This is a genomic window from Kordiimonas aquimaris (assembly GCF_025574485.1).
GTDB classification, from domain to species: Bacteria; Pseudomonadota; Alphaproteobacteria; order Sphingomonadales; family Kordiimonadaceae; genus Kordiimonas; species Kordiimonas aquimaris.
Window position 1 is genome coordinate 1 of the sequence record NZ_JAOBPO010000012.1, and the last position, 12,570, is coordinate 12,570.

The following is a 12,570-nucleotide window of genomic DNA, read 5'->3' on the forward strand; positions in this document are numbered from 1 at the left end:
GTCACACCACTGTGGCCGCCAGCACTAATCGTCTCAACTGCACCTGCAGCAAAATGTGTGACGTAAATATCAAACCCAATGATCGCACCATCTTCTGTTGCGAGAATCTGATCATTACCAGCGCCACCGTCAAACTTGTCATACCCCGAACCAATGCCGATTAGGAACGTATCATCACCAGCACCACCCGAAAGATTGTCATTACCTCCACGGCCTTCAATGATATCATCACCAGCCGTACCAATGATCGTGTCGTTGCCATCAGTGCCAACAATTGGAGCAATGACAATCTCTTCAAAAGCAAAATCACTTGCAGAAATACTAGAGCTCGCAATACCTTGCAGCGTTATCGTATTGCCAGAACCGTCTGCGATTTTGGTATCAGAGCCAACCTGTGTAATCGTAAGGTCAACAAACTGCAGCCCTGTTGCTACAAGATCGATAACGTCGCCAGCAGCAAAGTCAGTGATGACGTCATCTCCATCACCACCATCAAACACAAAGGTATCATTACCAGACCCACCGGTCAGTTGATCGTTCCCCGCACCGCCGGACAGCGTATCATTACCATCACCGCCTGAAAGAGTGTCATTACCCAAATCACCAACGAGACTGTCATCACCAACTGTACCTGTTAAATCAAGACCTGGTGTCACATAGAAAGTAAAATCACTTTCCGAAAGACTACTCGCCTGAACACCCTGAAGAACAAAAGTGTTTCCTGCATTGTCAACCACATGTGCATCGGCACCGTTTTGTGTAATGGTAAGGTCCGCAAACTGTGTACTGGTACTGGTGAAGTCAATGACATCCGAACCAATAGTAAAGTCTGTAATGATATCCGTAGCAAAATTGCCTGTGGCTTTGAAAACATCACTTCCAGCACCGCCTGTGATAGTATCAGTACCTCTACCACCTTGTATCACGTCATTACCCGTAGAGCCATCAAGACTATCAGCGCCACCGCCACCAATAATGGTGTCATTACCATCACCGCCAACAATAGTATCTGCACCTAAATCACCATCAAGGCTATCATCACCTGTCGTACCAGTGATATTAAGGCCGGGCGTCACAAAGAAGGTGAAGTCGCTCTCGGTCAAAGAGTTTGCTTGAATCCCTTCAAGGATGAGAATATTACCCAAGCTATCAGCTACCTGCGTATTGGCACCATTCTGTGTGATAGTAAGGTCTGTAAACTGAGTATTTGTGTCACTGAAGTCGATTATGTCTGAACCGATAGTAAAATCAGTAATCGTGTCGGTTCCAAAACCATCAGTAGCTTTGAAAACATCATCACCAGCACCGCCAGTAAGTTGATCATTACCCGTGCCACCGATAATAACATCAGCGCCAGCAGAACCTATAACAGTGTCATGTCCGGCACCAACATTAATACTTTCAATGCCAATTAGCGTGACATTGCTGAAATCAAGCTCATCATAAAATGTATTACGATTATCTGGACTGCCAGTAATTGTTACTCCACCAAAGCCACCAGCATCAATCACTTCAATATTTTGTAGCCCTGAACGCACACCATTGGACATATAATTATAAAAACCGATTTCAACATTATCTGCTGTTGCACGGATAGTATCTATTCCTGAACCGCCATCGTAACGGTCTGCACCGTGGTCTAAACCAACCAGGAAGATATCATCACCGTCACCACCAGAAAGGCTATCATGACCAGCACCACCAATAATCAAATCTGAAGCAGCGGATCCTATAACCGTATCGTTACCAACACCAACATTGATGCTTTCAATGCCAATTAACGTGACATTGCTGAAATCAAGTTCATCATAAAACGTGTTACGGCTATCTGTACTGCCGGTTATCGTAACGCCGCTGAAGCCACCCGCATCAATCACCTCAACATTTTGCAATGCTGAGCGAACGCTTTCGGAAGAGTTACTATAAAAGCTAATTTCAACATCAGCTTCTGTGGCACGGATTGTATCAGTACCAGCTCCGCCGTCGAAGCGGTCAGAGTGGTGCCCCACGCCAACAAGAAAAGTGTCATCGCCGGCACCGCCAGCAAGGCTGTCTCTACCTTCTCCGCCAATGATTGTATCGTTTAAAGAAGTTCCAATAAGCGTATCATGGCTGCCATTCAAATGTATGGTGGTCGAAACAACATTGGTGAAAACAGAACCGCTTAAATCAAAATTAACATTGGACCCGCTCGCGGTAATAGATATCGTACCTGACGTAGAGCGACTAAACTCTTCGATAGCAGCGCTTGTGAAATCAGCATTCGACAGCGTGATTGCTGCTATAGATTCAGTGAAGACAACAGTATCGTATCCTTCATCACCATCGATGAAATCAGCCCCGGCACCAATACCAATTTCAAATGTGTCGTCACCGTTGCCGCCACTTAAGCTATCATTACCAAATCCACCAATAATATAATCATTGCCTGACGATCCAACGACTGTGTCATTACCAGCCCCAGCATCAATATTTGAAATGCCTATCAGGCTAGTTGCGCTGAAATTGAGCGTATTGTTGGCGCTATCAGAGGCAATATTTACACCAGAAAACCCTCCGGCTGAGATACTCTCAACATCGCCCAAATCGAAGCGCGATAGGCGAATAGACATGTCGTTTGAAGTCGCGACTATTTCGTCATTACCTTCCAAGCCACCATATTCATTAAAACCACTAGCCGAAGCTACGGAAAAGGTATCATCAGCAGCAGTGCCCGTTAATGTTTCTGAACCAGCAGGCGGCACAGGCAAACCCGCGAGCACAGCGTCAAGATCAACAAGTTGAAGCCCAGGTGTAAACGACTGCGTAGCCACGTCGTAGACACCGTTGTCAAACTGAACCTTCTCAATGCCTTTAATAGTTTCAGCATCATCATACCAAATATCACCTTCATAATACTCAAGCCCATCACCAACTTCTTGCATGCCGGCTTCAGAAAGTCCAAAAACGGATAAATACTCCGACCATGGTGCGCCGTAATTTATAGAAAAGTCAGCCGTAGAATTTGCAGCGGCAGCTTTCCAACCGCTTGCGTTTTTAAATCCGGTTATATTTGGGTCAAAAGTGCCGCGAATAATGAGAATATCTTCGCCGTCACCACCATAATAGGCATCTCCGCCAAGGCCACCAAACAAGGTGTCATCACCGTCTCCCCCGAACAATCGCTCGTTCCCAGTATCTCCACCAACCAGCAAATCATTACCTGCTTCGCCGTGCAAAGGGCTGTAGGCTGATTGGCCAACCCCGATCAGTGTATCATTACCGTCGCCGCCAAATATATGGTTGGTGCCAGAACCGCCTGAAAGCAAATCGTTACCAGCGCCTCCAGAAATAAGGTCATTACCGGCACCGCCAAAAATTGTATCATCACCTGCTTGCCCAAGCAGTTGATCCTTACCATCAGCTCCTACTAACAAGTCATCATCATCACCAGCGAAAAGCAGATCGCCACCTGAGCTACCAATTAATGTATCATTACCAGCCAACGCGTTTTGACTACTAGAAGATTGAGCGTCCAATACAATGATATCATCACTGTTTGTATGCTCAACAGCACCACTATCGTGCAATGTCGTCACTAAGGCAACACCATCCAGCGTGCCGCCCTGAACATCAACCAATCCGCTGGCAAGCCTCGATTCAGGCAAACCCGTCACAGTATTATTCACAAATTGAGCAATACTGTCTGTCTCGTTGTAAATTACAGTGAGGTTCTGTGGATTAGGATATGTGCCCGCGCTGATGACATTGTTTTCAATTATAACATCACCAGGGCTACCGAAACTTCTCACGGCATCATAGTAAATAAAGCGCGAATTGTCGGCGTTAACGCCCTTGGTTAGGATATTCCCGTAGACAAGAAGGTCACCGCCACCGGTAGAGTCGATAAGATAACTTGCACTCCCTGTTCCATCATCAACAATATTATTATAAATAATAGTTTCTGTATCAGATACAGACTTGATGTGATGACCTCTCAGGTTATCAACAAATGTACTATCTTCGATAATCAGCCGATCAACATGGGCGTAAATGCCATGAGCAAATCCGTCTGTACCATTGCCTGTAAATATTGAGTTGACAACATGGATCGTCTCACTGCCACTATTACTCAGAATGCCATTGCCGTTGTTGATAAATTCACTGTCAACAACGGTCAGGCTACCACCTTGATGGCGGATGCCTGCGGCGTTTGCATCGCGACCATGTGCATTCTGGAAGGTTATATTTTCGACATAAAGGTGCTCACCATCATCTAATGATGTAACAAGGCCGCCTTTAACAACATATCCGATTTCAAAGACAACATCACCGACGCCAATAATGCTTAGGTTATGTTGAACATGTGCTGGGGTATTATAAAAGTTACTATTGGGGTCGGTGTTATAGTAATTTTCATTACCATGAAAATTATAAGTACCTTCATGAAGGAGTATTATATCGTCAGGACTTGAGGCGATCACTGCGTCTTGCAATTTAGTGTACTGCTTGCCCACGCCCACCTCAAGCACAGCGCCTGTTCCCATAATGAAGGACTGTGTTGCAGTATCAGTATAAATAGTGATGGTGTCACCGACATTAGCAGCAGCCACAGCATCCTGAACGGTTGCGTATGTTTTACCAACTCCAACTTCCAGTTGCGTACCATCAACAACCGGACGTTCAATAGAATCCCACGTAAACCCACTAATGCTAGGCATAATTTCCCCCAAATAAACCAACACGTAATAATAGAATCGATACACGACGTAATCACGACGCTATCACAAGACTGTGAGAATTCAAGGTTGTATATAGAAATAATATTTAGAGGCACGATTGCCTTCCAATAGCCTGCTAAACTTATGATATAAATCAACTATGACTATATGGTTTTTACATCTGCATACTAAAATTTTTGCGCGCTCAAGTTGGTCTTCAATTTCTTGGAGCCAACCATGGAATAAGAAGTTTCTCCTATAGGATTTACCGTTGCGAGGCTTACGCCTCTTCGTGTTGACCTTCCTCGCGGTGCTCGTCGGTCCGAACGGTAGGTTTCAACAGACATACGACCGTAATAAAATGCAAAAACACGAAAGCCACCCAATCAGGGTGGCTTTGATGTTTTGGTTGCGGGAGTAGCGATTGTCTTTGAAGTCAAGTGTATTAGGCATTATTGTTGCTCCAAGACTGATTGTCTCTGACCATGGCATTGAGCATGACCAGCAGCTTGCGCATGCATGCTGTCAGGGCAACCTTGGGCAGCTTGCCTCTAGCGATCAGACCCTGATAGTAAGGTCGGATCACCGGGTTACACTTGGATGCAACGAGTGCCGCTATATAGAGAACCGATCTGATGTCTGCTCGTCCACCCCAAGTAGTGCGCCTGCCCTTCATCATGCCGCTGTCACGATTAATAGGTGCCACACCAACCAGGCTTGCAATACGCCGCATGCTCAGTTTCCCCAGCTCCGGCAAGCCAGCAATCAAGGTCTGTGTGACCACCGGCCCAAGACCCGGAACCGACTGCAATAGCCTGGATATTTTCTGCCACACCGGATGCGTCTTGATTGCCTCATCCAATGCTTCATCAATAGTTTTGCATTCCTTCCGGAGCCAAGTCATGTGCGCCTTAATGCGGCGAACCATCTTTCCCACCTTCAAACGCTTCAGGCGGTTTTGTTCCATGGTCATCATTCGGATGACCTGACGCCTGCGCACCAACAGCTCTGAGAGACTATCTCTCTGGGTTTCTATAGTTATCCGACTTTCAGGCTTTACCGCCTCGCCAAACCGGGCAATGACATACGCATCAATCCTGTCCGTTTTGGCCAGCAAGCCCAGAGCACGAGCAAAATCCCGTACTTGGCGCGGATTAGTGACCGAGACTGCATACCCTACAGATGCTAAAAGTTGGCACACTCACGCTGCAATCCACCTGTGGCCTCCACCACAATCAATGCTAGCTAATACTCAGATAAACTCTTGAGCATCTCAGTCATTCCTGACCGGTCATTGGCGACCCTGCATGTGTATCCAGCTGGATACACATGCACATCCAGATACGCCCCTGACACATCAATGCCGACAAACTCAGTGTTTTCCATTATACTGCTCCCCCAATATACGGATTTCGGCCCAAACGACTGTTCGGAGCCTGATGAAAAGGCAAGGACGGGGAGCCATGCTACTCCGCGGGCTAGACCCCATAGGATTATCGGTCTCCCGCCCTTCTCCGCACGCAACAAATTGCGCTCCTCGAGACTAACTCGAATTACCAAAAACAGCCAAAATGGAAGATACAAGGATCTGAACCTACGACCTTCAGGTTATACGCCTGATTGGTATCTGCATAACTATCTGATTTTGTTAATTTATTTGAATTTATAAAAATTCGTGTGTGCACGTTTTGTGTGAGTCTCGTGATTCGAAAACGCATTTTAAAGCCCGCGAGGGATTACTCTTCAGCTTTAAGTCAGTTGAAGCATATTACTTCAATATGGCTATTTCTATATATTCTGATCTTTTATAACACAACGACCTGCCCATTATCGAAGATTGTCTGGCATTCGGTTTGATCGATACCAGCGAGTAAATGATGCCGTGGTTTTCGATGATAAAAATGGTGTTGCTGTATGAGAATACAGCAGCGTATAGTCTCGAAATACACCCCTATATAGAATGTTAATATACTCTTGCAATCGCACGCATGATATTATCGAGGAGTATGCTTAACTGGTACTTAGATATAAAAATGATTGAAACATAGCGATATTTAAGCGCAGATTTGACAACCTAAATATTTACCATTCTTGCTGTCCGTTGTATGCTGTCAGTTAGCTTTGTCTTTAGTTCGCGAATTACTTGGGGGTATACACATAACTATAGCTAGGTAGAATTAATTATAGATTTATTTACCAATAAAGACGTCGAGATTTTGAAGGAAATAAATGGCCTCTCTATAGAGTGCACTAGCACTTTTGAGTTTGTTCGAGCCATGCTTGAACAAAGTAAATTTTACTTTGGCGCAAATTCATGCTCTTTCACAGCCATCTCTGGCGATAAGACTAACCCCTCTCTCGGTGAGTACTACACATCTGACTTTTCAAAAGCAGCGTGCAAACAATATTTTGAACATTTCTACGAAATCGCTCCAGGTAAAGACGTGTTACTGGATCGTTGGGCAAAGTATGCTGTTTCCTGTACGACGACCAGCGAACGTATCGGTGAAACTAACACGTTTATAAAGAGCGATTTTTACCAGCAGTTTTTCCGCAAACACAACATCCATTCTGAATTAACGTTAGCTATTCGAAGTAACGAAGCCAATTATGGCACTTTTACATTTTATCGAAACGCCAACACTGAAGTTTTCACTGTAGAAGACCATGCCAAGGCCATGCTATATGGGTCTCAATTAGCCTGCGGCTTGGCATTGTTGCGAGCCAAAGAAGAGAAGCACAATAAAGAGTCAATTATTACACAGCTTATGGACAAAGCTAGTATTGTTGGCTTTTTTACCGTGGACAAAAACGGGAAAGTGTTTTTATCATCTCCAGGTCTCGCAGAGAAAGTTCCCTGCCTTGATGGTGTAGACCCCAACCAATTTTGGCATGCTCTTAGGGCTAGGCTACCGCAAAACGTTCAAGTGTTTTGTTCCGACATAATGTGTGGGCATACTGATCAACGCAAACCAAACATGATAGAATTGGATGAAGATCAAGAACGCGGCCTTCCGCCAATTGTAATAGTGGCTGAACCAGATTATGGCTTTAGTAAAAAAAGAATCTCAGTTTTTATTTTGCAGAACAGAGGTAAAAGAGGTTTGTCACAAACCAAGATTGAACTCTTTGGTTTCACTATTCGGCAAAAAGAAGCTTTACAATATGTGCAATTGGGTTTGTCTAATACTCAAATTGCTCATGAAATGAATATCAGTGTAAAAACCTTAGAGAAACACCTCACTCTTATCTATCAAAAAACAAAGACCCATAACAAACAAAGCCTTCTTCACACAGTAAGACCATGATCTATAAACTCAGTATGAATCGTCACTCGCTATAATCATAGATAAAGCACAAAGGCGTTTTGTCACCCACCATTGGCGAAGAGTACAAATAGGAAAACCAATACTCGCTGGAGTCTGGTTTGACAGCTTTTATTCTAGTTCATATGGTTCCCTGAAAGGGAACACTTTACGCAGATTTTACCTCTCTTCCTGCTGTGTTTTAGAAAGAAGTTAGTTTTGAAGTAATGGCCGCACTTTTGACATCTAAAGGTATTGTTTTTACTTATCAAGTATACACCAAAAATTGCTACTAGTGCCAAGAGTGCCACTATTGCTGGTATGGAGACAATTGACGCAATCAGAGATATAAATATTAGGCAGCTTGTTGTGGCGATTATTATTTGTTTTAAAACGCGCATATTGATCACTAGTCTATCAATTGGGCCTTGAATAGGCATTAGTAGTGTACGTCGGATAATTTCATAACAAACAAAACTGTAGATGAAGACGATACTTCTCAGTATCTAATCGTATTCAGAAGGCCAAGTTTGCTGCTACTAGATGTTTTTTGGTAAATGTTGGTAATGTGCTTTTCCAAAGTTTTGATGCTGATACCTAATTCGTGTGCAATTTCAGCATTGGATTGGCCTAAGCAGGTATTCACGAAGATTCTCACCGCTACCTCCTGAGACGGCTGCTCGACTGCTTGAATTAGTTCAAAAGCAGATGTGCAATTGCCGGATAAGTTTGCAGTTTTTTCAATGAATCGATGTCGCTATCGTCAAACACTATAATTTTCACCGATGAGTCCGATTAGTAAGGAGCCATCTGATGCATGCATTCGAGCCAAAGTTCTCGATCTGAGCTTGATTTGTTTAGTTTCTTTAGTGCTAAAACATTGAATTTCTAGCAAAGCTCACTGAGGGTGAGCGTACTCGACGAGCATCGGTTTGAAAATGGGGGATATCCCCCATTTTTTGCGGCTTAGCAATATGTTACTTGTATGGAGCGCGCAGGTTTCTTCGCCTGAAAGGCGATGGAGCTTGCTGATTAAATGCAAACTTAAATGTTAGCAAACACCTTATTGGGGGAGAGGTATATTTGGTACAAGAGAGAACGTGATTGATTGCAAACGAAGATATCAATTCAATACGCGACTTGGCTGGTTTATCCCGAGAGTGCTTGAGTGTAAAAGAATTCGTTGAGGCATCGCTTATTCCGATGACTAGGTATTTGGGCGCAGACACTTGTGGCTTTACCACAGTCGAAGGCACTAGAGAAAACGCAATCCTGAAAGATATTTATACCGTAGATTTCTCCGAAAAAGACTGGCGGCGATACCAACATTTTAACAGCATAGACCCTCTGAGCCCGCTTATGAAAGCGCGCCTGAAACATTCGGTTGATGCCTGTGGTTCCACGAATGAAGTAATTGAAAGTAAACATGCGTTTATCAACAGTGACTATTACCAGGGTAATTTGAAGCCGTTGGGACTATATGCGAGCCTCTACCTAAGTGTTGGTGATAAAGAAAATGTTTATGGTCACTATGCTTTTTTGCGAAACAGGGCTAAGGACGATTACGATCCAACAGATCACTTGAAAGCACGTTTGGCAAGTAATCAGATTGCTTCTGGGTTGGGTTTGCTAATGGAGAAAGAAAAGAATGTTAGCAAAAGCCTGCTACTTGAGAGTTTGATGGGTAGGGCCAACTTAAAAGGCTACTTGACTATCGATAGCCGCGAAAATGTTTGTTTGCATTCTTCAGGATTAGAAAATCATTTTCCTTTCTTGAAAAATCAATCCCCAAGTAGTTACTGGCACTTGATCAAGGAAAGGCTTCCACCTCATGCAGTATCCTTTATTAAAGACGGCTTCAAATCTTTCCCCCCGCACACTATAACTCAGAGTTCTTGTGAAATTAAAAAGTGTGAAGGTAACGATCTTCCCACGATGTCAATTAGTATAGATACTAGTCGAGGCTATACGCACAAACAGCTCGCTATTTTCGTGCTGGATACAAGCCGGATGCCGATTATAGCACAGCATAAACTCGACCTATTTAAGATTACTCCCAAGCAACGTGAAATAATACATTATGTAGGCGCTGGCTTAGCAAATGCGCAAGTAGCTCACGCGATGGGCATAAGCATAAAAACTTTAGAAAGTCATTTCACAAGCATTTACAGTAAAACTAGATCTCACAACAAACAAAGCCTTCTATATACATTAAGACCTAACACTTGATTGAGAGATACCTTTAAGGCGGAGTCTTTCTAGTTTTTAACTAGCTCACGCCTGAGTTTGGCTACTTACCAAATCACTTTCAAAAGATATCCCCCACTTTTGCCTAATCATAGGGGTTATCCCCTGTTTAACCCATTAGCTTTTCAGCATAATTTCTGGGAGCACAAGGCGCTGTGAACTGCAGCTTTCTTTGTGGCACGCTCCATAGTCTAGCAATCGAGGTCGCCTCGGTTCTAATCTTTACAATAAAAAGGCTTCCTATGCTTCAGGCGCTGGCCCAGAAGAATGAATTACCACCCAGTATGTTACATCGTTTAAGCGGACTAGACTGTGAGGTCAGCTACCGACTGCTTTCACCAATAGAGGCTTCTCAAGAAGAATCATTTTCTTTGCCATTAACAATATACGAGAATTGGTTGGTCTATCAGAGTATTATTCCTGTTTGCCATGATCAGCACTCACCATATGTTGAGCATGATGGTGTAGGTAACTTATTTACTTTAGATGTCGTTAAAAGTGTACCGATTGATTTTAGGTGCACTCTATTAGGGCAGATTCACACGGGACCATACCAATTTGATGCTACAGGCATGCTATTAACAGATCTAAAAAAGAAAGAGCCTAATAATGAAGCTTGTTACGTTGCGGCCTACCAAGCTTATAAGTCCAGAGAAGCGTGTTTCTTTAGCGTCAACTGGGCGGTCGACCATAATGTCGTAATATCTTGCAGTACTGTTATCTTGCCATTGTTAGATAAAAATACAGGCTTTGTATCACGTCTTTTTGGATGTTCAGACTGGACATGACCTTGATAGCTTGCTTTGGACGGAGCAGCGGCTTTTAAGGCGAGGAGTACTATCGCCTTTTTTGTTTTGATAACCAATCGGCACCCCCAATTCTACGCTCAACATCGGCTTTCGAACATTTGAGCAGCCTCGTTCAGATCAGAAGGTGAATTTGTATAACTTACTTTAATGATTTCTTCGCTCACATAACCGACACAGGCGCACTTAAGTCTCCTTATTAGAGTATTTTACTATTATTGAGTGTTTTTCGTGTCGAGTTATGGGGGTAATCCCCCATTTTTTAGTTTCAAGAGAAACAATATATTGATGGCTGATAATTCATGAAACGAAGCCGTGTCTTAGTTGCATGATTTTCAAGTGTGCAAGCGCTTCTTGGTGGTCTAGGCGCTTGTACTTTTGTTGAAGAGTAAAACACATCTGCGGTGTCTATCGACCTTTAGGCATCACAGCTGTTTCAATATTATTGTGACAACTAGGATAGTTTTATGACAAATGAAATGACAGATGGAATGACCGCCGATTCAATGCTGCCTATTGGGAATCTAGCCACAGAGATCACTGCTGTTGAAGGCCTAACAGTTCTCATTGATGCCGATGTGACAGTGCCGACGAGTTTGGGTTTTGATTCATTTATAGATGACGCGGCAGAACTTTTTGTATCAGGTTTGGCTGCGGGTGATGTTGTTTCTGTTCAAAGCACAGGCTCTGGCACTGGTGAGATTGGTTTTGATGCTGCCACTGGCATTGTGAGCTTCGAAGGCATTCAATTCTCGACACTTCGAGTGACATTTGGCGGAGCAATTTCGTTCAACTTGAGCGATTTTGGTACTGCTTCCACTGCCGCAATCGAGGCGTTGATTGAAGCCCTAACCTTCACAGCGACTGCCGAAAACCCTGACGAAAGCCGGGATATCACTATCAGTCTTTCAACGGGGTTTATTGGAATGCAACCGCAAACAGTAACTGTTAATGTTGAGCCAGAGTCAACGCCTGAGCCAGAAACTGATCCTGAGCCAGAAGCTGATCCTGCGCCAACGCCTGAACCGGAACCAACTATTCTAGACCTTGCGGCAACCCTCACTGCTGTTGAAGGGGTTACAGTTCTCATTGATGCCGATGTGACAGTGCCAACCAGTTTGGGTTTTGATTCATTTTTGGACGATGCTGCTGAATTAATTATATCCGGCCTAACAGCTGGTGATATTGTGTCCGTGCAGAATACCGGCTCTGGTACTGGCGAGATTGGTTTTGATGCTAACACCGGTGCTGTGAGCTTTGAAGGTGTGCAATTCACATCGCTTACTTCATTTGGCGCAGGATCAGTATCGTTCAACTTGGGCGACTTTGGCACTGCTTCTACTGCCGCAATCGAGGCGTTGATTGAAGCCCTAACCTTCACAGCGACTGCCGAAAACCCTGACGAAAGCCGGGATATTACTATCAGTCTTTCAACGGGGTTTACTGGAACGCAACCGCAAACAGTGACTGTTAATGTTGAGCCAGAGCAAATGCCTGAGCCAGAAGCTAATC

At 44.0% G+C, this 12,570-nt stretch carries 5 protein-coding genes and 2 pseudogenes; 4 read left to right on the forward strand and 3 right to left on the reverse strand.

Features of this window, described 5'->3' with window-relative positions:
* Both OEU88_RS17480 and OEU88_RS17485 read right to left on the reverse strand, forming a co-directional pair.
* Positions 1 to 4,700 (reverse strand): beta strand repeat-containing protein (locus tag OEU88_RS17480; RefSeq protein ID WP_317279148.1); only part of this gene is annotated, 4,700 nt, incomplete at its 3' end.
* Positions 4,701 to 5,145: 445 nt separating this feature from the next.
* Positions 5,146 to 6,086, reverse strand: a pseudogene (locus tag OEU88_RS17485) (IS110 family transposase).
* Positions 6,087 to 6,916: 830 nt separating this feature from the next.
* On the opposite strand from OEU88_RS17485, the gene OEU88_RS17490 reads away from it, so the two are divergent.
* Positions 6,917 to 8,008 carry a helix-turn-helix transcriptional regulator gene (locus OEU88_RS17490; protein ID WP_262696499.1) on the forward strand — a complete coding sequence of 364 codons (1,092 nt, stop codon included), beginning with the start codon at positions 6,917 to 6,919 and terminating at the stop codon, positions 8,006 to 8,008.
* 496 nt (positions 8,009 to 8,504) lie between these two features.
* Here OEU88_RS17490 and OEU88_RS17720 read toward each other — a convergent pair whose 3' ends face one another.
* Positions 8,505 to 8,663, reverse strand: a complete 159-nt coding sequence (locus OEU88_RS17720) for a helix-turn-helix transcriptional regulator (protein WP_394805290.1) — start codon at positions 8,661 to 8,663, stop codon at positions 8,505 to 8,507.
* A gap of 446 nt (positions 8,664 to 9,109) precedes the next feature.
* Here OEU88_RS17720 and OEU88_RS17495 point away from each other — a divergent pair, with 446 nt between their 5' ends.
* The 3 genes and pseudogenes from OEU88_RS17495 to OEU88_RS17505 form a co-directional block, all read left to right on the forward strand.
* Positions 9,110 to 10,234 (forward strand): helix-turn-helix transcriptional regulator, encoded by a 1,125-nt coding sequence (locus tag OEU88_RS17495; protein ID WP_262696501.1) that lies wholly within the window; start codon positions 9,110 to 9,112, stop codon positions 10,232 to 10,234.
* A gap of 260 nt (positions 10,235 to 10,494) precedes the next feature.
* Entirely contained in the window at positions 10,495 to 11,040 is a 546-nt protein-coding gene (locus OEU88_RS17500; protein WP_262696502.1) for a hypothetical protein, read from the forward strand.
* A 485-nt stretch (positions 11,041 to 11,525) separates the two neighbouring features.
* Positions 11,526 to 12,570: pseudogene (locus OEU88_RS17505) on the forward strand (hypothetical protein); the annotation flags it as partial.